At 70.6% G+C, this 24,520-nt stretch carries 20 protein-coding genes and 1 pseudogene; 12 read left to right on the top strand and 9 right to left on the bottom strand.

Annotated features, from left to right (window positions below; genetic code table 11):
- Nucleotides 1-232: 232 nt before the first annotated feature.
- The 6 genes from ABZT04_RS10865 to ABZT04_RS10840 all read right to left on the bottom strand — a co-directional run bounded on the left by ABZT04_RS10865 (nt 233) and on the right by ABZT04_RS10840 (nt 7,541).
- Nucleotides 233-1,192, bottom strand: coding sequence for a 4-hydroxy-3-methylbut-2-enyl diphosphate reductase (locus ABZT04_RS10865; protein WP_356055289.1), 960 nt, complete (start codon nt 1,190-1,192; stop codon nt 233-235).
- Nucleotides 1,189-2,253 carry a polyprenyl synthetase family protein gene (locus ABZT04_RS10860; RefSeq protein ID WP_356055287.1) on the bottom strand — a complete coding sequence of 355 codons (1,065 nt, stop codon included), beginning with the start codon at nt 2,251-2,253 and terminating at the stop codon, nt 1,189-1,191. The genes ABZT04_RS10865 and ABZT04_RS10860 overlap by 4 nt, the downstream gene beginning before the upstream one ends.
- Nucleotides 2,250-3,392, bottom strand: coding sequence for a flavodoxin-dependent (E)-4-hydroxy-3-methylbut-2-enyl-diphosphate synthase (gene ispG / locus ABZT04_RS10855; protein ID WP_356055285.1), 1,143 nt, complete (start codon nt 3,390-3,392; stop codon nt 2,250-2,252). The genes ABZT04_RS10860 and ispG overlap by 4 nt, the downstream gene beginning before the upstream one ends.
- Complete coding sequence (locus ABZT04_RS10850) at nt 3,389-5,233, bottom strand: 1-deoxy-D-xylulose-5-phosphate synthase (RefSeq protein WP_356055283.1); 1,845 nt, start codon at nt 5,231-5,233, stop codon at nt 3,389-3,391. The genes ispG and ABZT04_RS10850 overlap by 4 nt, the downstream gene beginning before the upstream one ends.
- Before the next feature lie 576 nt (nt 5,234-5,809).
- Entirely contained in the window at nt 5,810-6,550 is a 741-nt protein-coding gene (locus ABZT04_RS10845; RefSeq protein ID WP_356055280.1) for an RNA polymerase subunit sigma-70, read from the bottom strand.
- A complete protein-coding gene (locus tag ABZT04_RS10840) occupies nt 6,510-7,541 on the bottom strand; it encodes a zinc-binding dehydrogenase (protein WP_356055278.1) in 1,032 nt (343 codons plus the stop codon). The genes ABZT04_RS10845 and ABZT04_RS10840 overlap by 41 nt, the downstream gene beginning before the upstream one ends.
- Before the next feature lie 364 nt (nt 7,542-7,905).
- Between ABZT04_RS10840 and ABZT04_RS10835 the strand changes: the two genes are divergently transcribed.
- A complete protein-coding gene (locus ABZT04_RS10835) occupies nt 7,906-8,592 on the top strand; it encodes a haloacid dehalogenase type II (protein ID WP_356055276.1) in 687 nt (228 codons plus the stop codon).
- 123 nt (nt 8,593-8,715) lie between these two features.
- Here the strand turns inward: ABZT04_RS10835 and ABZT04_RS10830 are convergent, their stop codons facing one another.
- Nucleotides 8,716-10,965, bottom strand: a complete 2,250-nt coding sequence (locus tag ABZT04_RS10830; protein ID WP_356055274.1) for an MMPL family transporter — start codon at nt 10,963-10,965, stop codon at nt 8,716-8,718.
- A 121-nt stretch (nt 10,966-11,086) separates the two neighbouring features.
- On the opposite strand from ABZT04_RS10830, the gene ABZT04_RS10825 reads away from it, so the two are divergent.
- The 7 genes from ABZT04_RS10825 to ABZT04_RS10795 are packed head-to-tail and all read left to right on the top strand — an operon-like array spanning nt 11,087 to nt 18,053.
- Entirely contained in the window at nt 11,087-12,334 is a 1,248-nt protein-coding gene (locus ABZT04_RS10825; protein ID WP_356055272.1) for a wax ester/triacylglycerol synthase domain-containing protein, read from the top strand.
- Nucleotides 12,328-13,488, top strand: coding sequence for an SDR family oxidoreductase (locus tag ABZT04_RS10820; protein WP_356055270.1), 1,161 nt, complete (start codon nt 12,328-12,330; stop codon nt 13,486-13,488). Before ABZT04_RS10825 ends, ABZT04_RS10820 begins: the two co-directional genes overlap by 7 nt.
- 11 nt (nt 13,489-13,499) lie before the next feature.
- Nucleotides 13,500-13,751, top strand: coding sequence for an acyl carrier protein (locus ABZT04_RS10815; RefSeq protein ID WP_356055268.1), 252 nt, complete (start codon nt 13,500-13,502; stop codon nt 13,749-13,751).
- Nucleotides 13,748-14,983: a beta-ketoacyl-[acyl-carrier-protein] synthase family protein gene (locus ABZT04_RS10810; protein ID WP_356055266.1), complete on the top strand. Its 1,236-nt coding sequence runs from the start codon at nt 13,748-13,750 to the stop codon at nt 14,981-14,983. Before ABZT04_RS10815 ends, ABZT04_RS10810 begins: the two co-directional genes overlap by 4 nt.
- Before the next feature lie 60 nt (nt 14,984-15,043).
- On the top strand, nt 15,044-16,558 hold the full coding sequence (locus ABZT04_RS10805) for an aromatic amino acid ammonia-lyase (RefSeq protein WP_356055264.1): 1,515 nt from the start codon (nt 15,044-15,046) through the stop codon (nt 16,556-16,558).
- Nucleotides 16,555-17,388, top strand: coding sequence for a hypothetical protein (locus ABZT04_RS10800; RefSeq protein WP_356055262.1), 834 nt, complete (start codon nt 16,555-16,557; stop codon nt 17,386-17,388). Before ABZT04_RS10805 ends, ABZT04_RS10800 begins: the two co-directional genes overlap by 4 nt.
- Entirely contained in the window at nt 17,388-18,053 is a 666-nt protein-coding gene (locus ABZT04_RS10795) for an O-methyltransferase (RefSeq protein WP_356055260.1), read from the top strand. Before ABZT04_RS10800 ends, ABZT04_RS10795 begins: the two co-directional genes overlap by 1 nt.
- Before the next feature lie 410 nt (nt 18,054-18,463).
- Here the strand turns inward: ABZT04_RS10795 and ABZT04_RS10790 are convergent.
- Nucleotides 18,464-18,691 (bottom strand): annotated as a pseudogene (locus ABZT04_RS10790) (cupin domain-containing protein); the annotation flags it as partial.
- 35 nt (nt 18,692-18,726) lie between these two features.
- Complete coding sequence (locus ABZT04_RS10785) at nt 18,727-19,671, bottom strand: NADP-dependent oxidoreductase (RefSeq protein WP_356055258.1); 945 nt, start codon at nt 19,669-19,671, stop codon at nt 18,727-18,729.
- A gap of 168 nt (nt 19,672-19,839) precedes the next feature.
- Here ABZT04_RS10785 and ABZT04_RS10780 point away from each other — a divergent pair, with 168 nt between their 5' ends.
- The 4 genes from ABZT04_RS10780 to ABZT04_RS10765 all read left to right on the top strand — a co-directional run bounded on the left by ABZT04_RS10780 (nt 19,840) and on the right by ABZT04_RS10765 (nt 24,512).
- Complete coding sequence (locus ABZT04_RS10780; protein ID WP_356055256.1) at nt 19,840-20,208, top strand: hypothetical protein; 369 nt, start codon at nt 19,840-19,842, stop codon at nt 20,206-20,208.
- A 62-nt stretch (nt 20,209-20,270) separates the two neighbouring features.
- A complete protein-coding gene (locus tag ABZT04_RS10775) occupies nt 20,271-20,732 on the top strand; it encodes a helix-turn-helix domain-containing protein (RefSeq protein WP_356055254.1) in 462 nt (153 codons plus the stop codon).
- 582 nt (nt 20,733-21,314) lie between these two features.
- Complete coding sequence (locus ABZT04_RS10770; protein WP_356055252.1) at nt 21,315-21,995, top strand: TetR/AcrR family transcriptional regulator; 681 nt, start codon at nt 21,315-21,317, stop codon at nt 21,993-21,995.
- A gap of 378 nt (nt 21,996-22,373) precedes the next feature.
- Nucleotides 22,374-24,512 (top strand): SpoIIE family protein phosphatase, encoded by a 2,139-nt coding sequence (locus tag ABZT04_RS10765; protein ID WP_356055250.1) that lies wholly within the window; start codon nt 22,374-22,376, stop codon nt 24,510-24,512.
- The last annotated feature ends 8 nt before the right edge of the window (nt 24,513-24,520 follow it).

Genomic DNA, 24,520 nt, shown 5'->3' with positions numbered 1-24,520 from the left:
ACCTGCTCCCGCACATTTCATGAAGCGCACCGTCGGGCCCGACACGATGAGCCAGATACTCAAGAGCCCGATCACGGGCGGCGCTTAGGTCGAAGCCGGGGGCCGGAAAGGCACTGTGCGGGTTCGAAACATTCGTTGGCAGGTTCATGCAGGCCCCATCTCCCGGAGGCAAGCACACCGGCACGGTCGAGAAGGCTCTGGATGAAATCCCGTCTCCTGGAATGCGGAGCTCTCACTCATGGGAACCTCCCGTTCGCCGTGTCAGCTCGCGGGGCAGGGCGAAGTGCTGGTGTTCTTGGGCGGATTGGATGATCTCGATGTCGGCGAAGCCGTGGGGCGACAGCCGGCCGAGGACGCCGTCGACGAGGATTTCGGGGACGGATGCTCCGGAGGTGACACCGATCGTGCGAACTCCTTGCAGCCAGGTCTCGTCGATCTCGTCGGCGCAGTCGACCAAGTGCGCGTCGTGGGCACCCGCGCTGAGGGCGACCTCGACCAGGCGGAGGGAGTTGGAGGAGTTCTTGGAGCCGACGACGATGACCAGGTCAGCCTCGGCCGCTATGCGCTGGACGGCCTCCTGGCGGTTCTGGGTGGCGTAGCAGATGTCGTCGCTCGGCGGGGAAAGGAGTTGAGGGAACCTCCTCGCGAGGGCGTCGACGGTTTTCATCGTCTCGTCGACCGACAGGGTGGTCTGGGAGAGCCAGACCACCTTGGACGCGTCGCGGACCTCTACGTTCGCCACGTCCGCGGGGCCGTCGACGAGCGTGATGTGGTCCGGGGCCTCGCCCAGGGTTCCGACCACTTCCTCGTGACCCTCATGGCCGATCAGGACGATGTCGTAGCCCTCACGTGCGAAGCGGATGGCTTCCTTGTGGACCTTGGTGACCAGGGGGCAGGTCGCATCGATGACGGTGAGGCGGCGGCGGGTGGCCTCGGCGTGGACCTGCGGGGCGACACCGTGGGCGGAGAAGATGACGACGCTGTTCTCCGGTACCTGTTCGGTCTCTTCCACGAACACGGCCCCCTTGGCCTCCAGGGTCTGGATGACGTGGGTGTTGTGGACGATCTCGTGGCGTACGTAGATCGGGGGACCGTGTACTTCCAGGGCCTTCTCGACCGTGGCGATGGCGCGGTCGACCCCGGCGCAGCAGCCGCGGGGAGCGGCGAGCAGTACGCGTTTGCGGGGGTTCATGAGGTGCGCTCCACGGCTCGGGCGGCGATGTGCCGCAGTGCGGCGGCGGCCGGTTGCGGGTACGGGACGGTGTCGAGGGCGGTGAGGGCTTGCGCGCGCCGGGTGGCGATCATGTCCTCGACGGTGGCGCGGGCACCGGTGGCGTCCAGGACGGTGCGGATGCGCGCGGCGCCGTCGTGGTCCAGGTCCGGGGTGCCGACCAGGGTGTCGAGGAGCTTGCGCTGGGTGGCGTCGGCGCGCTGGGCGGCGAGGGCGAGGAGGACGGTGTGCTTGCCCTCGCGCAGGTCGTCCAGGACGGGTTTGCCGGTGTCGTCGGGGCGGCCGTAGACGCCGAGGATGTCGTCGCGGAGCTGGAAGGCCTCGCCGAGGGGGAGTGCGTAGCACGACAGCGCGGCGCGCAGGTCCGCCTCGGCGTCGGCCAGAACCGCCCCGCAGTGCAGGGGGCGTTCCACGGTGTATTTGGCGGTTTTGAACCGGATCACTTGCAGGGCCGCTTCGTCGTCGGTGATCGGCCCGAGAGGTGTCATGAGGTCCAGGTACTGGCCGTAGATGACCTCTTGGCGCATGACGTCGATGACCCGGCGCAGTCCGGTGAGGCGGTGGGGCGGGTGGCCGGCGCTGTGCAGGAGTTCGTCCGACCAGGCCAGGGCCATGTCGCCGATCAGGATGGCCGCGCTGGTGCCAAGACGGTCGTGGCCGTGCCGGGTGGCGAGCGTGCGGTGGACGGTGGGCCGGCCGCGGCGGGTGGCGCTGTTGTCCATGATGTCGTCGTGGATCAGAGCGAAGGCGTGGAACATCTCCAGGGCCGCCGCCGTCTGGATCACGGCCTGGTCGTCGCCGTGGCCTCCGGCGGCATGCCAGCCCAGTACGCAGAGCAGTGGGCGCAGCCGCTTACCGCCCGCGTCAAGGAAGTCCCGCAGCGCCGTGGGCACGTCCAGGGGCAGGGACCGGTCCTCGGCCGTGCGTGTCTTGGCGTCGAGGAAGCTGTGCAGCTCCTGGTCGATCCGGCTCTGCGCGTGCGCGAGGTTGATGGGTTCGGTGTTCAGGGAGGCGGCGGTCATGGTGTATCACCTGCCGGCTCGGTGGGTGCTTCGTTCGTCAGGCGCAGGGCTTCGTCGAGGAGGGTCTCGACCACGCGGGATTCGGGAACGGTGCGTACGACCTGGCCGCGGACGAAGATCTGGCCCTTGCCGTTGCCGCAGGAGACGCCGAGGTCGGCTTCGCGGGATTCGCCGGGGCCGTTGACGACGCAGCCCATGACGGCGATGCGCAGGGGGTGGGGGAAGCCGTCGAAGGCGGCCTCGACCTGGTTGGCGAGTTTATGGATGTCGACTTGGAGGCGGCCGCAGCCGGGACAGGAGACGATCTCCAGTTTGCGGGGGCGCAGGCCGAGGCTGGACAGGATGTGGCAGCCGGCCTTGACCTGTTCGACCGGGTCGGTGGAGAGCGAGACGCGGATGGTGTCGCCGATGCCCTCGGCCAGCAGGATCCCGAAGGCGACGGCCGACTTGATGGCGCCCTGGAAGGCGGGGCCGGCTTCGGTCACGCCCAGGTGCAGGGGATAGTCGCAGCGGCTCGCGAGCAGCCGGTTCGCGGCGATCATGGTGAGCGGGTCGTGGTGTTTGACGGCGATCTTCACATCGCTGAAGCCGTGTTCCTCGAAGAGGGAGGCTTCCCACAGGGCGGATTCGACGAGTGCCTCGGGCGATGCGGAGCCGTGCTTGGCCAGCAGACGGGGGTCGAGGGATCCGGCGTTGACGCCGATGCGGATCGGCACTCCGGCGGCACCGGCGGCTTTGGCGATCTCGCCGACCTTGTCGTCGAACTTCTTGATGTTGCCGGGATTGACGCGGACGCCCGCGCAGCCGGCGTCGATGGCCGCGAAGACGTAGCGGGGCTGGAAGTGGATGTCGGCGATGACCGGGATCGGTGACTTGGCGGTGATCGCGGGCAGGGCGTCGGCGTCGTCCTGGGAGGGAACGGCGACCCGGACGATGTCGCAGCCCGCCGCGGTGACCTGGGCGATCTGCTGCAACGTGGCATCCACGTCGGCGGTGTTGGTGGTGGTCATGGTCTGCACGGAGACCGGGGCGTCGCCGCCGACCGGCACCGATCCGACACGCACCTGACGGGTGGCCCGACGGTGTATCGATACCGGCGGGACGGAAACCGCGGGGAGTCCGAGGTCAGTGGCGCTCATCGCCCTGCCTCCCGGCCTGAGAAGGGGATGCCGGTGGCCAACGGCCGTACGGAGAGGGCGTCGTGGGCGGTGCGGGCGATGCCGGTGGCGTCGAGTCCGGCCTCGGCCAGCAGGCTTGTGCGCGGGCCGTGGGTGATGAACGAGCGGGGCAGCCCCAGCGGCAGTACCGGTGTGCTGACCGCCTGGGCCTGGCATGCCTGGGCCAGTGCCCAGCCGATCCCGCCGGTGACCACGCCGTCCTCGACGCTCACCGCCAGCCGGTGACGGGCCGCCAACGCCGCCAACGCGGGGCTGATGGGCAGCACCCACCGGGGATCGGCGACCGTGACCCCGATGCCCTGTTCCTCCAGCAGCGCCGCGGCGTCCAGGGCCGCGCCGGCCAGCGGGCCGACCCCGACCAGCAGTACTTCCAGCGGCCGCCGCGGACTGCGGTGCAGGATGTCGATCCCGTCCATCCGCGCCAGCGCCGTGATGTCCCGCGAGGCGGTGGCCTTCGGGATGCGGAGCGCGGTGGGCCCCTGGTCGTAGGCGACGGCCTCACCCAGCAGCTCCTCCAGCCGTACCGCATCGCGCGGGGCGGCCACCCGCATACCCGGCACCGTCGACAGCAGCGACAGGTCCCACATGCCGTGGTGGGAGGGCCCGTCGGGGCCGGTGATGCCGGCCCGGTCGAGGACGAGGGTGACCGGCAGCCGGTGCAGGGCGACGTCCATCAGCACTTGGTCGAAGGCCCGGTTCAGGAAGGTGGCGTAGATCGCGACGACCGGGTGCAGGCCGCCCATGGCCAGCCCGGCGGCCGAGGTCACGGCGTGCTGCTCGGCGATGCCGACGTCGAAGACCCGCTCGGGGAAGCGTTGTTGCATCGGGCGCAGGCCGGTGGGTCGCAGCATGGCCGCCGTGATGGCCACCAACTCGGACCGCTCGGCGGCGAGTTCGGCCAGTGTCCGGCCGAACACCTCCGTCCACGACGGCAGGTTGGGATTCGAGGGGCGTCCGGTGACCGGGTCCACGGTGCCTACGGCGTGCAGGCAGTCCGCCTCGTCGTCCTCGGCCGGGACGAACCCCCTGCCCTTGACGGTCACCACATGCACCAGCGCGGGGCGGCCGAGGGCTCGGGCCCGCCGCAGCACTCCCTCGACCGCTCCGGTGCTGTGCCCGTCGACGGGCCCGAAGCAGGTGAAGCCGAACTCGGCGAACACGCTCCGAAGCCCGCCCTTGTTGTCGCCGCTTTTCAGGCGGTCCAGGTGGCGGGCCAGGGCGCCGACGGTCGGCTCGTAGGAGCGGCCGTTGTCGTTGAGCACCACGATCACCGGCCGGTCCTGAGCGGCGCCGAGGTTGTTGAGCGCCTCCCATGCCATCCCGCCGGTCAGCGCGCCGTCGCCGATGACCGCGACCACCGACCGCTCCCGCTCACCGGACAACTGCCGGGCCTTGGCCAGGCCGTCGGCGTAGGACAGGGCGGTGGAGGCGTGCGAGTTCTCCACCAGGTCGTGGACGGACTCGGCCCTGGAGGGATACCCCGACAGGCCGCCGGCCTGCCGCAGCGAGGCGAATCGCTCGGCACGGCCGGTCAGAAGCTTGTGCACATACGCCTGATGGCCGGTGTCGAAGATCAGGCTGTCCCGGGGCGAGTCGAACACCCGGTGCAGGGCGAGGGTCAGTTCCACCGCGCCCAGGTTCGGGCCCAGATGCCCGCCTGTCGCACACACATTCTCGATCAGGAACGACCGTAACTCTGCCGCGAGTTGGTCGAGCTCCGGTTCGGAAAGCTTACGCAGTTGCGCCGGATCAGGCAGGGGCTGGGAGACTGCCTGGACTGGTGGGGTCGATGAATGCGCCATTTGATTGGTCCTTCTGCCTGATGGAGCGGCGGGCAGTACGGCACAGGCATGACGCGACAGGCCGCCGCCCGGTCACTGTGGGTCAACTCCCGGTAGCGGAAAGTCCAGTTCAGCAGCACCCGGGACTGCCGGGCCAGGGCTGGAAGCCGCGGACAGGTCGCACAACCCGCAACTTAGTGAACTTGTGAAACCTGGACGGGTGGCCTGGGTACCCGCACGGGCGCGGCACGCGGGCCGGATGCAGTGGGGCCCCTGGTGCGCGTGGTGCGGCCGGGGTGATCGCGGGGCCGGCGCCGCTGCGGTTCCAGCAGGCTGCAGTCCCGCTGCCCTGCGCACTCCTTGGTACGGGCGGGTCACAGATGTCACAGACCCAGGCCGGTATGCGGCTTCACATGCCGATGCGCTGAACATCCGGATACCACGGTGATTTCCGCCTGCCAGGCGTGGAGCCGCGGGATGCAGGTGAGATTCTCGTACGCCGTACCAATCCGGCCGATCAGTTGCGAGAACTTGGCGACGCCGATGCGAAACGCCGGTGGTTCGAGCAGGCCGGTTCTGGCTGTATCCGTTGGTGGGTCAGTGCGCGACCACGTCCGGGAAGCCGAACACCGCGACGAGTACGGGATCGTGGAACTTGATCACGTGGGAGACGCCGGTGGCGGTGGGGGCCAGCACCACGACGCCATCGGCTTGGAGCGCGCCGTCCGCATCTCGGTGATACACGACGGCGGCGGGTTGCCCGTTGGCCGTGGTGGCGATCATCCGCCAGTCGCCCGGCGCTCCCAACACATACGTGTCGAGCACCTGGATGCACATCGTCCGGCCGGCCTGCCAATCGCGGAACGGCGTCGCCTCCAGCGTGGCATCCGTGCGCAGCACCTGTTCCAGCAGGCCGGCGTCGGAGCGTTCGAAGGCCGCGACGTAGGCGTCGAGAAGCGCGCGTGCCCGTTGGTCGGTCGGTTCGAGCAGTTCCTCGGTCTCCGGCTCCAGTTCGTCCAGCCGGGCGCGGGCGCGCTGCAGACCGCTCTTGACCGCCGCCGTGGTGGTGCCGAGGATCTCTGCGGTCTCGGCCGTGGAGAACGCCAGCACCTCGCGCAGAATGAGGATCGCGCGTTGGCGGGCGGGCAGGTGCTGCAGGCTGGCGAGGAGCGCCAGCCGCAGCGACTCGCGGTCGACCACCACCGCAGCGGGATCGTCGGCGGGCGGGGCGATCCATGCGTCCGGCAGCGGTTCCAGCCACGCGACTTCGCCCGGCGAGGCGGGACTCGGCGGACGATCAGGCCCGTCGTACGGGCCTGCCAGACCTGAGGGCAGCACCCGGACCGGCGCGGTCGCAACGCCCTGAGGCAGACGTTGGTGGCGATCTTGTAGAGCCAGGACCGTCGGCCAGTTCGTACACGGTGGGCAGGCTTGGGGCGAGCACGCCGGCCGCGATCAGCGCGGACAGCTCACCCATCAGCTCGCCGAAGATCTGCGGTGCGGCCTGGATCAACACGCCGATATTCAGGCCGATGATGTGGACCTGGTGCTTGTACACCAGCTCCCAGTTGGTGATCAGGGCTTCGCCGTCGGCCACGCCGTAGACGACGACACGGCCGGTGACCCGCTTGGCCGCGGCCAGGCTGGCAGCGAAGCTGGCGCCGCCTGCGGACTCCAGAACCACATCGACGCCGGAACCCCCGGTGAGCTCTGCCACCTCGACGGCGAGGTCGCCGCCGCGAGAGTCCAGGACGTGGTCGGCTCCCAGCGCCCGCACTGTCTCGTGCTTGGCGGGCGAGGCGGTGGCGATGACCGTCGCACCGTAGTGCTTGGCCATTCTGACCGCAGCCTGGCCGGTCCCGCCCGCCGCGGCGTGGATCAGCACCACGTGCCCGGCAGTGACGCCGCCCAGAGGCTTGAGCGCGGCAAGCGCGGTGGGCCAGTTCACGGCCAGGCACAGCGCCTGTTGTTCCGTCCAGCCCGAAGGCACCGGCACCGCCGCAGCCGCGGGCAGGACCATGTACTCGGCGAACGCCCCGCTTCCGACGCCGACGACGCGGGCCCCCGGCTGCGGGCCGGTCACTGCCTCGCCTACCGCGACGACCTCACCGGCGGCCTCGAAACCCGCCAGGTACGGAGGCTGCGGGCCGTTCAGGAACGTGCCGTGGGCCTTCGAGATGTCGGCGAAGTTGACCCCGGCGGCGGTGACGTGGATCAAGACCTCGCCCTGGCCGGGGCTCGGCACCGGCGCGTCGGTGATCAGGCGCATGTCTCTCGGGCCGTTGAGGGAAGTCTGCTGCAGCGCGCGCATGGTCGCGGGAATGCTCATCGGCGATCAGCCTTTCTTTCTCGGCGTACAGGAGAGAGACCGACCGGCCCGTCGTGCGGGCCGCGCCCCTCACCATGTAGATCCCGGCCACCACCAAAAGGAATCGATGGCTCTCTGATCGCACGGGGCAGCTTCCACTGGGCCGGCGTCGTGTCCGGCCTGATGAAGTCCTTGTAGATGTTGCGGGTGAAGAGGTTCGCGGCCGCGATGGACATGTATGCCGCGGGGATGAGGGCGCCGATGCCGTGCGGCACGCAGAGAGGACCAGCCCGCTGGAGCGACTGCGCACAGGGCGGGTACTCGCAGCCTGACGGGCCTCGGATCCGGCATCGCCGTACGGGCGCCCGAAGGACAGGAGGAGAGCATGCCCACCGGCCGGCACCAGGTTCTCGTCTTCGACGTCAACGAGACGCTCAGTGACCTCACACCGCTGCGCGGTCGCTTCGAGGACATCGGTGCCCCCGGGCATCTGCTGCCGACCTGGTTCGCCGGGGTACTGCGGGACGGATTCGCCCTGACCGCCGCCGGCGCATACGCGGACTTCACCTCCATCGCACACGACGGACTACGGACGCTGCTGTCCGGACTGGAGGGGTGGACGGGAGACAAAGAAGCCGCGGCCCAGCACATTCTGGACGGCTTCCTCCATCTGGACGTGCACCCCGATGTGCCGGACGGCGTGCGGGAGTTGAGCGATGCAGGGTACCGGCTGACGGCGATGACCAACGGCAGCGTCGCCCAGACCGAGCGACTCCTGGACACGGCAGGAGTGCTGGACCGCTTCGAGGCCCTGTCGGACGTACGCGGTCCGCGCTGTTGGAAACCGGCGCCGGCCGCCTACTCCTACGCCGTCGAGCGTGTCGGTGTCCGGCCCGAGCAGGCGATGCTGGTCGCCGTGCATCCCTGGGACATCGACGGGGCGCGGAGAGCCGGGCTGGACGGGGCGTGGCTGCGGCGCGGAGTCTCCGTGTACCCGCGCACCATGACCCCGCCCAGTTTCAACGCGCAGGATCTGAACGGCCTTGTGAAGACGCTGGTTGCCGACCCATGACCACCTGCAGGAATCCGTCGGTGGCGCGGTCGTTGATCAGCCGCATGGCAGGCGCTGTACTCCCTCTGTGAACCTCGTCTCTGGCAATCCCGGCCGGGTGAGACGCCGTACTGTCGTAAGGTCTCAACTCGCGCTCATGCTCGGTGCGTTCGGCTCGTCGGCTGCCCCTCCAGGGCGTGGCATCCACCAGTTGGCGCGGCCGGCCAGGCACATCGCGGCGGGTACCAGGATGCCGCGGACCACGGTCGCGTCCACCAGCACGGTGAGCGCCAGGCCGAAGCCGAGGAGCTTCAGTGACGTGATGCCGGAGGAGACGAGTGCGCCCATGCTGATCGCGACGACGAGTGCCGACGCGGTGACCAGACGGCCGGTGTGGGCGACGCCGAAGACGACGGCCGCGCGGTTGTCGCCGTGCGCCGTGTAGTGCTCCTTCACCCGGGACAGCAGCAGGAGTTCGTAGTCGACGGAGAGCCCGAAGGCGATGCAGAACAGCAGCGGAGGCATGCTCGTATCCAGCGCGCCCGTCGGGGTGAAGTCGCCCACCAGCCAGGTGGCGTGGCGGTCCTGGAAGACCAGCACCAGTGCGCCGAATCCCGCGGTCAGGCTCAGCAGTCCCACCAGGATCGCCTTGACCGGCAGCAGCAGCGACCTGGTGAAGATCAGGAGCAGCAGGAACGTGGTGAGCAGCATGACCAGCCCGGCGCGGGGGAGTGCGTTCGCCAACGCGTGTGTGGTGTCCGCGGCCAGGGGAGCCTGTCCGCCGACCAGGGTGGGCCCCGGCGCGGGCAATTCCCTTACGGCGTCGATCAGTTGCCCGGCTGCTTCGCTGCCGGGGGCCTGGGGTGCGGCGAGGGTGAGCAGGGTGGCGTCGCGTCCGTCGTACGCGGCCGACGCCGGGGTCGGCCCGGCGAGGCGTCGCCCGTGGCGGTAGGTGCCGGAGGACGTCCGTACGTCGGTGACACCGGGGAGGGTGGAGAGCCGGCGAGCGTAGGGGATGGTCTCCGGTCCCGCCGAGCCTCCTGGCCTACCGGGTCGGGCGGTCATCACGATCGTCAGCGCGCGGTCGGGCGGGGTCGCGAAGTCCGCGTGGATGAGGTCGGCGGTCGCGTGTGAGGATGCCGAAGCGGGCAGGCTCCGTACGTCCACGAGAGCGAACCGGGCACCCGCGAACGGCACCGCGAGGGCGGCCAGCAGCAGGCAGCACACCCCGCCGAACAGCGCGGGTCTGCGCGCCACCGCGCTCCCCAGGCGCCGCCAGCCGGGACTCTCCGCCGACGCCACCCCCTTGTTCCGCCGCAGCCACCGCCATACGTCTCCCCGGTCCAGGTGCGGTCCGAGGACGGTGAGCAGAGCCGGGACCACGCACAGCGCCACCACTGCGGAGAGCATCACGACCGCGATCCCGGCCCAGGCCAGCGAGGTGAGGAAGGGCAGCGGCAGGAGCAGCAGCGCGCCGAGCGCGCAGACGACGATGGTGGCGGAGAACAGCACCGTACGGCCTGCGGTACGGAACGCCTCGGTGACCGCCTCGGGCGCCGGCAGTCCGCGTGCGGTGCTCTCCCGGTAGCGCGCCACCAGGAACAGGCCGTAGTCCACGGCCAGTCCGAAGCCCAGGGCGGTGGTGATGTTGGCGGCGAACGCCGAGACCTCGGTGAAATGGCTCAGCACGCGCAGGACGGCCAGTGCCCCGACCACCGAGAGCAGACCGATGACCATCGGCAGGAGCGTCGCGGCGAGGGAGCCGTAGGCGGCGGTGAGGACCAGCAACACCAGGGGGGCGGCGATGAGTTCGGCGCGCATCAGGTCGTGTCGGCTCTGTTCCACCACCTCGTGCTGGGCCCAGGCCGGACCGGTGGCCGATACCTCCAACGGGCCCTGATCGCCGGTGAGTTCGGGTACGACACGGGCCGCCGCCCGTACATGGGCGGACTCGTCGCCCCGCAACTCGGCCACGATCAGCGCTGATCGGCCGTCCCGCGACCGTAGCGCGGGGTCGCCCGAGGTCCAGTACGAGACCGTTCGGCGTACGCCCGCCGAACGGGCTACGCGTTCGGCGAGCGCGGTCCCGGCTCGTAGCGCGGTGGGGTCGTCCACCCTCCCCGGAGTCCTGACCAGGAATACCAAGTCGCCTACGGGGACGGCGAATTGGCTGGACACCGCCTGCTCGGCACGCTCCGCCTCGGTGTCTCCCGGGGTGTAACCGCTCTGCCCGAGCCGGTCGAAGGAACCGGCGGCGAGAACCGTGCAGAGGACGGCGAACAGAGCGGCGGCGCCCAGAACCCGCCAAGGGGAGGAGAGGCGGGGGAGTTTCGGTGTGATGCACCGCCGTCGCGTTCGGTTCCTGTCGGGTTCCTGCGTCGACGGCGATTTCACTCGGCACTCCCAACTCCGTACGGGCAGACATTCGATGGTAGCGGAGAGTAATTCATCGAACACTGTGTGTTAGAGTCCGCGTCGTCCGCTGACACGCTGACATGAGAAAGACGCGCCCTTCATGCCGCTGGAACCTCTCGCCCCCACGCCCGTCGACCGCTTCCTGCACAAGGTCGCGCGGGAGGCCAGGAACCAGGCGGAGTATCAGGGTTACCTGCTGCTCTTCCACGGCGCCCCGCCCTCCGTCGAACGCGTCCGGCACCATGTCGCCGAGACCGCGCCGCGCGTCCCGGTCTGGGCGTACCGCATCACCGAGCGGCGCGGACGGCCGGCGTGGGAGGCGGGCGACCGGTTCGAGCCACGGGCTCACGTCCACGAACTGCTGCTCCCGCCCGGCCCGGACCCTGTCGGTCGCATGACACGCGAACTGCTCCGGCTCCCCTTCCCCGACGACGCCCGGGACTGGGGTGTGTGGCTGGTCCACGGGTGGGCCCCCGATGCGTACGCGCTCTGCTATCGGGTCCACCACGCACTCCAGGACGGCATGGGCGGCGCCACAGCGGTCGGCGCCCTGTTCGGGCCGGGAGACCGGGCCCTGCCGCTCACCGTTCCCGCCGACGCCGAACCACCCTTGAAAGCAAGGGAGTTGGTGGCCATGCTCGGCGCCGATATCCCGGCGGCGGCGCGGCGCACGGCTCACTGGACCCCGGCCTCCCGTGCTCCGGACGAACACCGGACCCTGCATCGCACCCATGTCGAGGTGGAGCGGTTGCGCACGCTCGGCAAAGCGGCCGGGGCCACCCTGAACCAGGTCTACCTCGCCGCCACAGCCGGTGCCCTGCGCGCCTGGAGCCCCGGCGACTGGCCCCCGTCGGCCCGCCCCCTGCACGCCTTCATGCCCCTCGACACCCGCCCCGCCGGGTGGGAACAGACCACCCTCGGCAACCACATGGCCATGCTCCGTGTCCCCCTGCCCTGCGGGGAGCCTGACCCCCGCCGACGCCTGGAGTCCCTGGTCCGCACGGCCCGTACGACCCCCGAGCGGCGCGCCGCCACCCGCGCCGGACTGCGGGTGCTGCCCCGCACCGGTGCCGCGCTCATCCGGTACTTCTTCGGGCCCCGCCGTACCGCCCTGACCGTCACCAACATCCGCGTCCCCGGCGGAATGACCTTCGACGGCGACCCCGTGACCGCATCCATCGGCCTCCCGGCCCTGCTCCTCGACCACCCCCTGATGGTGGGCCTCTCCAGCTACGGCCCCGAGGCCACGGTCGTCTTCATCTCCGACCGCGCCGACCCGGACCCGGCACTCCTGCCCGAGCTGTGGCAGCGGGCGCTCACCGAACTTGAGGACGCCTGTTCGTGCTGACCGTACTGACCGGTGCCACCGGATTCCTCGGCTCCCACCTACTGGTACGACTTCTGCGGCACCCCGGCGAGGTGACCGCGCTCGTCCGGCGCGACGGCGAGGCCGGCTGGCAGCGGCTGGAGCGGGCCCTCGCCGCCACCGGGGAACCCGTCCCCGACGACCTGCGCACGCGTGTGCGCCTGGAGCGGGCCGATCTCGCCGAGCCGCTGCTCGGCCTCACCCCGGACCGCCACCGCGAACTGGCCCGGCAGGCGGACGCCGTCTGGCACAGCGCCGCCACCCTCGACCTCGCCACGTCCCTGGACGACCTGGCAGAGGTCAACGTGGAAGGCACTCGCAGGGTCCTCGACCTTGCCGCGGCCTCCCCAGGACCGCTTCCTCGGGTCGTGGTCGTCAGCAGCGCCTACGTGGCCGGCGGACGGCTGGAGGGAACCGTACGGGAGGACGAACTCGACGACAGCCAGGGCTTCTTGACCCCTTACGAGGAGTCCAAGCACGCCGCCGAGCAGGTGGTCCACGCCTGGGCGCGCGAGCACCGGCATCCCGTGACGGTGCTGCGCCCCGCGGTCCTCACCACCGACCGGCCCCTCCCTTCCGGGGCACCCCGGCACCCCCTGGCCGAGGCGGGCGCCCGCCTGGCGCTGCTGGCCCGGCTCGACCGCTCCCGGCTCTTTCCCGGCACCGGCATCGACAGTGACGACCCGCTGACCGTCCCGATCCCAGGCCACGAGGGCGCGGGGCTGAATCTCGTGCAGGTCGAGTACGCGGCGGAGGCGGCGGTACGCCTGGCACTGCGTGCACCCGACCCGGCCCCGGACCGGCTCGTCGAGACGTTCCATCTGACGCATCCGCGCGACACACCGGTGCGGGACTGCCTGGCCGTCATGCGCGAGCTGTGTCCCTGGCTGGAGCCGCGCATCGATCCGCGCGCGACCCTCCGCTCACTCGGCCCGGGGGAGTCCGCGCTGCTCCGGGCGATGGGCGGAGTCCACGCCTATACGTACGTACGCCGCCGCTACGACCGGACCGCACTGCTGGGCGCGCTCAAGGGGTGCGTCCCCGACCCGCCCGCGCCGGACATCCGCTACCTCGCGGCGGCCTTCCGCGGGGCGCTGCCCGCCCGTCGACCCGACCCTGCCACCGCCTCCGCGTGAAGGAGTCCGCCTTGTCCGCCACCTATGAGCAACTCGCCGACATCCTCGCCGAAGAACTCGGACAACTCCGCGAGGAACTGGATCCCGCCCTCACCTTCGACGACCTCGGCTTCGACTCCCTCGCCCTCCTCGAACTGGGCGTCGTCGTCCAGGAGCGCCTCGGATTCCTGATCGAGGGAATCGGCCTCCGCTCCACCCTCGCCGAGGCCGCGGCCCTGCTCGACGCGGCGTCGGCGACGGCCGCTACGGGGCCGGCCGCGTGAAGCACGACGACATCGTCGTCACCGGGCTGGGTCTGGTCACCCCGGCGGGCATCGGCGTGGAAGCGACCTGGCAGGGCCTGCTGGACGGCCGGCCGACGGCCACCACCGACCCCCGGCTGGCCGAACTGGCCAGTCTCGACGTCGACTTCACCTGCCGGGTCCACGGTTCCGAGCCGAGCCGACTGCTCGGCCGCGCGCTCGCCTGGCGACTGGACCGCCCTGTTCAGTTCGCCCTCCTCGCGGCTCGTGAAGCGGTCGCCGACGCGGGACTCACCGCCGGAGACTGGGACCCGACCCGGGTAGCCGTCGTCCTCGGCGTCGGAGGCAACAGCTTGGAGCGCTACCCGCGGGAGTTCGGCCGGCTCAACGCGGACCGGGCCGACCACATCTCACCGCTCACCGTCGTCCGGAGCGTCCCCAACATGGTCCCCGCCGAGATCGCCCTCGACCTCGGCGCCCGCGGCCCGAGCCTCTCCGTCGCCACCGCCTGCGCCTCCGGCACGACCGCCCTCGGTATCGCCCGTGACCTGCTCCGGAGCGGCTCCTGCGATCTCGTCATCACCGGCGGGGCCGAATCCGGTACGACTCCGACGGCCGTCGCCTGTTTCCAGCAGATGCGCGCACTGTCCACCCGTACGCATGACCCGGCCGGTGCCTCCCGCCCGTTCGACCGGGACCGGGACGGCTTCGTCCTCGGGGAGGGCGCCGGAATCCTGGTCCTGGAGCGGGCCGCCCACGCGGCGGCCCGGGGTGCCAAGTCCCGTGCGCTGCTTGCCGGTTACGGCGCCTCGACCGACGCCCACGACGTCGCGGCCCCGCACCCCGAGGGCCGGGGCGCCGCCGAGGCGATGCGCGCGGCGCTGCACGACGCCGGACTCACCCCCGCCGACGTGGACCACGTCAACGCGCACGGCACGTCGACCCCGCTGAACGACGCGGCCGAATTCCGCGCCCTGCGGGCGGTGTTCGGCACGCCCCCGCCCGTCACCGCCAACAAGAGCGTCCTCGGCCACGCCCTCGGCGCGGCCGGCGGCATCGAGGCGGCCGTGACCGTACTGGCCCTCCAGCACCGGACCATCCCGCCCACCGCCAACCTCGACACCCCGGACCCCGACCTCGACCTGGACGTCGTACGCAAGGAGCCGCGCCCGGCCCGCATGCGGGCGGCGGTCAGCAACTCCTTCGGCTTCGGCGGGCAGAACGCGGTAGCCGTGTTCACCACCGAGACCTGACACCGGGACGCCACCCAGCGGTTCGCCTCCCCCTCCCACGACCGACGGGCCATCACCGCCATGCTGCTGCCTGAACAGACGCTCCCCACCGCCGATTTGACGCTCCCGGCCGCGCTCACCCTTCAGGACATCGAGCGGGCCGCCGCCCCCATGGAGATCCGCGTCACCCCCGAGGCGCGCGAACGGACGGCGGCCTGCCGCGCGTTCCTCACCGGACGGCTCGACGCCGGCACCGTGGTCTACGGCGCCAGCACCGGCTTCGGGCCGCTCGTCGGATACAACGGCCGCGACGACGCCGCCGAGCAGTGCGACAACGCGCTCGGCCACCTGGGCTGCGGGCAGGGAGCGGACCTGCCGGTGTCCGTGGTGCGCGCGGCGCTCATGGTCCGGCTCGCCTCGCTGACGCGCGGGTACTCGGCCGTCGCCCCGGAGGTGCTGGACGCCCTGGCCGCCGCACTGCGCACCGACTTCGCCCCGGCCGTACCCCGGCTCGGTTCGGTCGGCGCGAGCGGCGACCTCATCCCGCTCGCCCATGCCGTCCAGGCACTTCGGGGCAGGGGCCGCGCCTATGTCGGTACGACGGCGATGCCGGCCGCGCAGGCGCTGGAGCGGACCGGGTTGCGTCCGCTCGTCCTGGACGGCCGCGACGCCCTGGCGCTGGTCAACGGCACCTCGCTCACCGTGGCCGCCGCCGCGCTCGCCGTGAGTCGGCTACGACGGGCGCACACAACTGCCCTCCGGCTCACGGCACTTCTCGCCGACCTGCTCGGCTGCGCGCCCGGCTTCGCGTCGCCGGCCCTGCTCGACGCTTTCGGCCACCCCGACGCCGTGCGGGCGGGCGCGCTCCTGCGTGACCTGTTGACGGGGACGGTCCCCACCGGACTGCGCCCGCTCCAGGAGCCGTACAGCATCCGCTCCACCCCCCAACTCCTCGGCGCCGTCGGATCGAGCCTGCGCCACGCCGGGGAGGTCATCGGCGACGACCTGGGCGGGGTGAGCGACAACCCGCTGTGTTTCCCCGAGTCGGGCGAGATCGCCCACGGCGGCAACTTCTTCGGCCAGCCCGTCGCCTTCGTGGCCGACCTGCTCACCCTGGCCGCCGTACAGACCGGCAACCTCGCCGAACGCCAACTCGACCTGCTCGTCGACCCGCACCGCAACGGGGGCCTGCCGCCGATGCTCGCCCGCGAGCCAGGACGCCAACACGCGGTACAGGGCGTGCAGTTGGCGGCCACCGCGATCGTCGCCCAGATGCGGCGCACAGCGACTCCGGCATCGATCCAGAGTCTGCCGACCAACGGCCACAACCAGGACGTCGTCCCCTTCGGCACCCAGGCGGCCCTGAACGCCCTGGACCAGGCCGAGTTGCTGAGCCTGCTGCACGGCTCACTGGCGGTCGCCCTGCGCCAGGCCGCCCACGTCGGCGCCCGCCGGCCCACCGCACCGGCCTGCGCCGACCTCCTCGACCGGCTCGCGGAGGTGGTCCCGGCGGTCGACCCGGACCGGCCGCTCGACGCCGACGTACGACGGGCGGCGGAGCTCCTGGACACGCTGGCGTGTGAGGCGGCCGTATGACGGGCGGCTGCGCGGGTTGTCGCGCCGAGCCGTGGGCGGATGTCCTGTGGCTGCCCGAGCCCGGCAGCGGGATGGCGGGGGAGCGCTGCCGCCCCCCGAGGGAATCTCCGGCGGCCCTGCCCGTCCCGAGCGGCGCGGACGCGCGCACCCGTCGGCGATGGATCCTGGGCCACCAAGTCGCCTTCATGGTCTGGAGGTTGACCGCGGACGCGCTGATCCCGCTCACGGCACCCACCTCCGCCCACGGACCGTCGGCGGTGGAGGAGGCGGCGAGGCTGTACGACCTTTCCTCCGCGCTGTTCGTCTACACCGGCAGTTGTTCGGCGGAGCGCTACGAGGCAACCGTGCGCGCCGACATGAGGAACTGCGACCCCGCCTTCAGCGGTGAGTGGGCGGCCGACCACGCCCCCCTGCCGGGACTGCTGGCCCGGGTACGGAGTGCGCACCCTCCCCGCGTCCTCGGCCGGCTCATGGACGCGGTGCACACCGGCCACCGCGTCCACCGCGCCATGGCCGAACGGCTCGTACCGCATGGAGCATCACTGCTGCGCACGGCCGGCAGGCCGTCCGGCCGTGGGCCCACACCGGACGAGATCTCGCGGTACGACGCCTTCTTCCGCGTCGAACGGGGGCCGGTGTGCCGGTCCGGCTTCGCCGTACAACTGCTGCGCAGGACCGAGTGGATGCTGGCCGACCTCGCGACCCACGGGCTGGACGGCGGCGGGCCGCAGCTTCCGCTCGACGAGGCAACGGTTGTAGGCCACTTGGAGGAACTGGCCCACTCGCTCACCACCACCATCGCCCGAGAAGAGAGCCCGGTACCGCTGTAATGGACACCGACCTGAAGAACGTCGTGATGACACCCCCGCTCTACGACTACCTCCTCGCGCAGACCTCGCCCCCCGACGCCGTACAGCGGAAGCTGATCGAGGTGACCCGGCAGCTGGGCGGCCCGGCCGAGATGCAGATCCCGCACGAACAGGCCGTCTTCCTCACCCTCCTCACCCGGGTGACCGGAGCCCGCCGCATCGTCGAGGTCGGCACCTTCACCGGATACTCCACCCTTGCCTTCGCCTACGGTCTGCCCGCCGACGGCGGCCGGATCACGACCTGCGACCTCTCGCCGGAGTGGACGGCCGTCGCCCGCGAGGCGTGGCAGGCGGCAGGCGTCTCCGACCGCATCGACCTGCGCCTGGGCCCCGCGAGCGAAACCCTTCGCCAACTCCCGCAGGACCCCGTCCTCGACCTCGTCTTCCTTGACGCCGACAAGCCGGGTTACGCGGACTACTGGGACCAACTCCTCCCCCGCGTCCGCCCCGGCGGCCTCCTGCTCGCCGACAACGTCCTGTACGGCGGCGAAGCGGCGAACCCCGCCGCGACCGGCAACGCCGCGGCCATCCGCGACTTCAACGACCTGGTCCGCGAGGACCCGCGCGTGGAGGCGGTGCTGCTCCCGATCGCCGACGGGCTGACCTTGGCCCGCAAACTCCCGTGATCGCACGGGCCCCGGCAGACGTTCGACAGCCGCTCGGCCGGATCGTCTGATACGGCAGTGCCGCCGGTGATGCGCGTGAGCGGTGGCTGTCCGGGTAGTCGGGCGGTGTGTACCCGGGGAAGGACCGCTCGTGCCTGGGGAGGTCGTCGCGGTCCTTCCCCGATGTGCCGGGGCCCGGTATATCGGCGGAAGACGTTCTGAGGACCTCGGCAGATCGGTGCCGGGCTCGACCGCCCTGCGGGCTGGAGGAACTCGCTTCGGTAGGTCGGGGCCAACTCGGCCGCGTGGCGGCGGCGTTCCGCGAGTTCGTCCTGCGAGAGCTGCGGGGGCGGCGCGTCCTTGCCCGCTACGACATCGCCGACGCGCAGGAAGTACTCGTCCTGGCCGGCGGGGGCGCACATGCACAGTATCCGGGCCGGCGCCCCCGATGTGTTGCGGAAGTTGTGCGGTGCGTTGGCCGGGATGTTGATCGTGGATCCGGCCCGCACGGTGTGCTTCTCGCCGCGGAAGGTGAACTCGATCTCGCCTTCGAGGAGCAGCAGGGCGTACGTGTTGCCCACCAGCGAGATGTACGTCGTGCCGGGGTCATCGGGGTCCGCCACCGTCAGCGGGCGGGACGAATCGTCGTCGGGGACCATCGTGGTCGTCTCCGAGGGGGTCGGTCGGGTGGGGGTCAGGCGCCGGGGGCGACGACGACCTTGCCGCTGGGCAGTGCGCCCGCTGCGGCGTCGGCGTGCAGGGCGGGCAGCTCGGCCAGCGGCACCCGCCGGGCGACCTCGACACGCAGTTCGCCGCGGTCGACCAGTTCCACCAGGTGCGACAGTTGCTCCGCGTCGCTGCGGACGAACAGGTCGATGCCGCGTACGCCGCGCTCCTCGTCGGCGGGCGCGGGCATCCACACCGTGGTGTTCACCAGGACACCGCCGGGGCGGATCAGGCCCAGGAGCGCGGCCAGTTGGGCCGGTTCCACGGGCGCGAGGTTGAGCACGACGTCGACCGGCTCGCCCACCGCCGCGACGACATCGGCGGCCGTGTGGTCGACGACCTCGTTCGCGCCCGCCGCCGTGGCGCGCCCGCTGCTGCGCGGGCCGGCCGTGGCGATCACGTAGGCGTCGGCCTGCTTCGCCAACTGCACGGCGAAGTCTCCGACCGCTCCGCCCGCGCCGTTGATCAGCACGCGCTGCCCGGCGGTCAGCTTGGCGTGCTCGAACAGCGCCTGCCACGCGGTCAGGCCGACCAGCGGCAGCGCGGCCGCGTCGGACAGCGCGACGCTCTTGGGCGCCGGTGTCAGGACCTCCGCCGGTGCCAGAACGTACTCCGCGGCGGCGCCGGCCTCCGCCATCGGCAGGAAGCCGACGACCTGGTCACCGATCTGAATGCCGGTCACGTCCTCGCCGAGCGCGTCGACCGTGCCGGCGACGTCGATGCCGGGTGTGTGCGGCAACGTCACAGGGATGGGCCCCCGCATGAAACCGGCGCGGATGTTGGCGTCGACCGGGTTGAACGACGTCGCCGCGACACGGACCCGCACCTGCCCGCTGCCAGGAACCGGCTGCTCCACGTCCTCGTAGCGCAGGACGTCGGGGTCGCCGTACTGGTGGAAACGCACTGCCTTCATGGTTGTTCTCGCTTTCGCCCGAGAGGTCTCGGTCGCGATCGTTGTGGGGTGGAAGCGCTGCCAAGCGTAGGAACGGGCGTGCGTGGAAAGGGTGTACGTTCGCGACACTGGACGGGATTCCGGCGACATCTTCATCGGGGTCGTCGGGGGCATCGCGGCGGAGGACACATGAAGAGCAGTCCGCGTTTCCTCGGCCCGGGCGACACGGTCGGCACGTTCACCGTCGACGCCGATTCCACCGGCAGCGGTCGCGGAACGTGGGAGCCGTTCATCGACACCTGGAACGACCGCATGGGGGACCGGTATCCCCTGCCGGAATTCAGTGCTTCCACGGTCGACGGCTTTCGGGGGACGATGCGCTCGGTGGCCCTGGACGACACCGCCGTCAACGAGCTCTGGGCGTCCTCACCCGTGAGCACCCGGGCGGTCGGGCCGCACGAGCACGACGAGATCAGGTTGTACGTCGGGCTGCGCGGCGGGGTGGCCCTGCGGGACCCGCACGAACCCGCATCTTCATCTTTCCCGGCGACGCCCTAAGGTCCCTGGTCGCCGGGAAACCGCGCACCGGCCAGGCCGCCTCGCCCGCCGCACAGATGCTCATGGCACACACCAGCATGGTGCAGCGGACCCTGAGCGGCCTCGGCCCGGCGGGCGCGCACGCCTCCCGCAACGCCCTGATCGAACTGGCCAAGGGTCTGATCCTCGACCACTTCGACGACCGTGAACCCGCCTTCACCCCGGCGCTGGCACAAGCCGCCAAGGACCTGGCCGATGCCCGGCTCACCGACGCCGAGTTGTCACCGGCCACGATCGCCGCGCACCTGCACGTCTCCGTCCGCACACTGCAGCGGGCCTTCGCGAGTCTGGACGAGTCGTTCAGCGCCTACATCCGCCGCCGACGCCCGGAAGAAGCGGCCGAGGCGCTCACCGCCCCCGGATCAGGGCTCACCGTCTCCGAGGCCGCCGCGCGCTGGCACTTCACCGACAGCAGCCACTTCATCCGCGCTTTCAAGAAGCAGTACCAGGCGACACCGGCGCAGTTCGCACGCCGGCTGACGTGACGACTCAGTGATCACCGTCGATCGTAACGCTCTTCCTGTTGTCGATCTCAGCCTCGGCACCGCCTAAGGGTTGTCCCGTATATGAAGCGGTGTCGTCTGGCGGCAGGAAGAGACTGGACGCCATGTCGATCGTCCCGGCGCTGACCAGGAGGTTCGAGGTGAACTCCCCTGTTCAGAGCAGGACGGGGTTCACCTGCTGCCCGACTTGATCCACGGCCACTTAACAGTGCAGACCACTACGGGTGCGACGAGCATGGTCAGCATCCACAATCCCACGCTCGCTGGCGAGTAGATGTAGTACTGCCATTGCTCGGGTAGGGCCGACGGCGCGAGCAGGAGCACGATCAACGTGGTCCACGTGACCAGCACTGATGCCGCCATGCGTACTGCCGCCATCCCTGTGGCCCTCTCTGCGACTGCCCGTCTCTTGGGGACGAATGATAGAGCCCGTCGCCTCCCTGCCCACGTCACCCGTCGTGGTCCGCCGGATTCGATACGAGATGATCAAGCTGGCGCTTCCTTCGGCTCCTGCTCCACGAGGGGGCCGCTCCAAATACGGGACAGCCCTTAGGGTGAGGCACTATGGCGAGACCACCAGGACATGGGCCGGACTACGAGACCAGGCGTCAGGACATCATCGACAGGGCCGCCGCCCTGTTTGCCCGGAAGGGCTACGCCGCGACCGGCATCGCCGAGGTGGGTACCGCTGTCGGACTGGCCAAGGGCGCGCTGTACTACTACATCGGCTCGAAAGGGAATCTGCTCGTCGAGATCCAGGACCGGGTGATGGGGCCACTGCTGGCCAGCGCCCTGCGGATCACGGCCGTGGACGAGGATCCCGTGCTGCGCCTTCGTATGGTGTCGCAGACGCTGGTGGAGAACATCATGGCCCGCCTCGACCACGTCTGGGTGTACGAGCACGACTACCGGAGCCTGGACGGGGAGAACCTGCGCCGGTTGCTGCGTCAGCGCCGGGAGTTCGAGGACATCGTCCAGGGGCTGCTCCTCCAGGCGATGGAGGACGGTTCCTTCCGCAGGATCGAGCCGAGACTGGCCACCTTGCAGTTCCTCAACCTGCACAACCACACCTACCAGTGGGTGAAACCCGAGGGCGAGTGGAATGCGGACTTCCTCGCTCAGCAGTATTGCGAAACCCTTTTCCGGGGATTCGCTGCTCCCGGTCGTCAGTTCGACGACATCGAGGACCGCATGCGCGCTTACCTCGCCAAGAGGGAGAATGCCTCTCCGGCAGCGCTCACCTGACCGGGGAAGCCGAAGCGGTGCTCGGGAAACAGGCGCGGTAGGAGCACATGCCACGGCGATTGTCCGGGACTAACGTTGACGGCAGTGAAGCTGATGGAGACGACGTTGCCTGGACCGCAGAGGCTGCTCCTGACCCTGAAGTCGGTGAGGGCGAGGCTCGAAGGCGTCGGCGAGCTGGTGCACGAACGTGCTCCCGGCGCCGGACGGCTGCGCCTGGTCGTGTCCGAAGGGCTCACATCGCAGGCCGCCGCAGCGTGGCGAGACCTTGCGGAGGACGGGGACGCCGCACCGGCACGTGCGGTACGTGAAGGCCGATACGTCTGGGTTGGAGCGGAGAGCACGCCGGGCCAGGTCTCCGGCTCGGCGTCGATGCCCTTGATGAGTGCCGATGGACCGATCGGCGCACTCACCTTGCTTACGCCCATCGCGCCCGGCACGGAACAGCGGTCGTTTCTCGGCAGTACCGCGGCATGGCTGACCGGATTTCTCGAAGGAGCCGACGCGGAAGGGTCCGACGCGGCGCCGGACAGGGCCCATGACACGCTGCGTACTCTGCGCGAGCCGTTCCTGACCGTGGACGACGGCTGGCGGATCACCTATCTCAACGAGGAAGCCGAGCGGTTGTTGGGCCCCGGCAGGGAATGGTTCGGCAGTCCGCTGTGGGACTCACCCGCGGGTGGCGTGCCCGGTTTGGAGGATCGGTGCCGCCGGGCGTTCGCCGACGGCACGCCGGCCGCCTTCACCGGGCAATGGTCGGCTGATCGCCCTCTCCTGCTGGTGCGGTGCGTGCCCTCCCGGGCCGGTGGGTCGGCCCTCTCCTTCACCGATGTGGTCGACCTGGAGGAGAGGGACCCCGAGACCGGCGCCGCCGAGCCGCCGGTGGCGATGTGGACCGCCCGGATGGACCGGCTGACCGCCGGGCTGTCCGAGGCCGTCACGTCGAAGGACATCGTACGAACCGTCGCGGAGCACCTCCTTCCCGCCTTCCACGCCGACGGGATGGGGATCGAGGTGCTTGAGGGCGGCCGACTCCAGGTGGTCGGTGAGGTCGGGTATCCACAGGACTACCTGCGGAGTGTCGCATCGGTAGAGGTACAGGACCTTCCCGACATCGCTCGGGCGCTCCGTACGCGCACCCCGCTTTTCATCGAGTCCGGTGCCGGGTTCACCGACCTGAACCCGGAGTACAAGGCCTACCTCGACATGTCGCCCATGAAGGCCTGGGCGTTCCTCCCCCTCACCACCTCCGGGCGGGTCATCGGCATCTGCGTCGTCACCTACCGGCAGCCACATGTCTTCAACGACGACGAGCGTGCCCTGATGGCCGCCAGCAGCGGAGTGGTCGCCCAGGCGCTGGAGCGGGCACGGCTGTACGACGTCGAGCACGCCCGTGCGCAGGGGCTCCAGCGCGCGCTGCTGCCCAAGACGCTGCCCGATCTGCCCGCCGTACAGGCAGCCGCCCGCTATCTGCCGGTGGGGGTGGACGAAGAGGTCGGTGGCGACTGGTACGACGTGATCCCGCTGTCCGCCGACCGGGTCGCGATGGTCATCGGTGACGTGATGGGGCACGGCATCGAGGAAGCCGCCACCATGGGGCGGTTGCGCACGGCGGTCCGTACCCTCGCCGAACTGGAGATGCCCGCGGCGGAGCTGTTCGGCCGCCTCAACGAGCTTGTCGTCGACCTGAGCGAGGGCTTCTTCGTCACCTGCCTGTACGCCGTCTTCGACCCGGTCGCCCAGACCTGCACCATCTGCTCGGCCGGTCACCCCGCGCCTGTCGTCGTACGTCCCGACGGCACGGTCGAGCAGCCTCCCCTCGATCCCGATCCACCGCTGGGCGTGGCGGTGCCACCGTTCACCACCTACGAACTGAGCCTGCCGGGCGAGCACGTACTCGTTTTCTTCACCGACGGTCTCGTCGAAACGGCCGCCCGTGACATGGACCAGGGGCAGACCGTGCTCCGACACACCCTCGGTGAGGAAATGGCCGGGCAAGGCCCCGGTCTTCCCGGACACGGGTCCGAAGCAGCCCGCTTTCTCGACGGCCTCTGCGACCGCGTCGTCTCCGTTCTGGTGCCCGACGGCGAGCGCACCACCGACGACGCGGCGCTGCTCATCGCCCTCACCCGCTGCACCGCTCCCGACGAGGTCGCCTCGTTCGACCTGCCGGACGCGCCGCAGGCAGCCGGCCAGGCTCGGCAGCATGTGCGCGACCAACTGGCCGTCTGGGGACTGGAGGAGCTGACCATGTCCACCGAACTGCTGGTCAGCGAACTCGTCGGCAACGTCGTCCGGCACGCGAAGGGGCCCATACGTCTCCGCCTGCTCCGCAGCCGGTCACTCATCTGCGAGGTCTACGACGGCAGCCTCAGCACTCCGCGCATCCGCCGTGCGGAGTACACCGACGAAGACGGCCGGGGCCTGTACCTGGTGTCCGAGCTCTGTCGGCGCTGGGGCGCCCGCTATCTCGCCGAGGGCAAGTGCATCTGGGCCGAGCAGGACATCCCGCCCGCCTGAGGAAGAGG

This window comes from Streptomyces sp. NPDC005492, from assembly GCF_040605995.1.
Taxonomy (GTDB): Bacteria; Actinomycetota; Actinomycetes; order Streptomycetales; family Streptomycetaceae; genus Streptomyces.
This window is presented reverse-complemented; position numbering and strand designations above follow the sequence as displayed.

Coding starts and splice junctions, on each gene's coding strand:
- ABZT04_RS10865 (WP_356055289.1), bottom strand. CDS start 1,192: ATGAACCCCCGCAAACGCGTACTGCTCGCCGCTCCCCGCGGCTGCTGC.
- ABZT04_RS10800 (WP_356055262.1), top strand. CDS start 16,555: ATGACGGGCGGCTGCGCGGGTTGTCGCGCCGAGCCGTGGGCGGATGTC.
- ABZT04_RS10780 (WP_356055256.1), top strand. CDS start 19,840: ATGAAGAGCAGTCCGCGTTTCCTCGGCCCGGGCGACACGGTCGGCACG.
- ABZT04_RS10840 (WP_356055278.1), bottom strand. CDS start 7,541: ATGAGCATTCCCGCGACCATGCGCGCGCTGCAGCAGACTTCCCTCAAC.
- ABZT04_RS10850 (WP_356055283.1), bottom strand. CDS start 5,233: ATGGCGCATTCATCGACCCCACCAGTCCAGGCAGTCTCCCAGCCCCTG.
- ABZT04_RS10805 (WP_356055264.1), top strand. CDS start 15,044: ATGCTGCTGCCTGAACAGACGCTCCCCACCGCCGATTTGACGCTCCCG.
- ABZT04_RS10785 (WP_356055258.1), bottom strand. CDS start 19,671: ATGAAGGCAGTGCGTTTCCACCAGTACGGCGACCCCGACGTCCTGCGC.
- ABZT04_RS10770 (WP_356055252.1), top strand. CDS start 21,315: ATGGCGAGACCACCAGGACATGGGCCGGACTACGAGACCAGGCGTCAG.
- ABZT04_RS10835 (WP_356055276.1), top strand. CDS start 7,906: ATGCCCACCGGCCGGCACCAGGTTCTCGTCTTCGACGTCAACGAGACG.
- ABZT04_RS10860 (WP_356055287.1), bottom strand. CDS start 2,253: ATGACCGCCGCCTCCCTGAACACCGAACCCATCAACCTCGCGCACGCG.
- ABZT04_RS10775 (WP_356055254.1), top strand. CDS start 20,271: ATGGCACACACCAGCATGGTGCAGCGGACCCTGAGCGGCCTCGGCCCG.
- ABZT04_RS10825 (WP_356055272.1), top strand. CDS start 11,087: ATGCCGCTGGAACCTCTCGCCCCCACGCCCGTCGACCGCTTCCTGCAC.
- ABZT04_RS10765 (WP_356055250.1), top strand. CDS start 22,374: ATGAGTGCCGATGGACCGATCGGCGCACTCACCTTGCTTACGCCCATC.
- ispG (WP_356055285.1), bottom strand. CDS start 3,392: ATGAGCGCCACTGACCTCGGACTCCCCGCGGTTTCCGTCCCGCCGGTA.
- ABZT04_RS10795 (WP_356055260.1), top strand. CDS start 17,388: ATGGACACCGACCTGAAGAACGTCGTGATGACACCCCCGCTCTACGAC.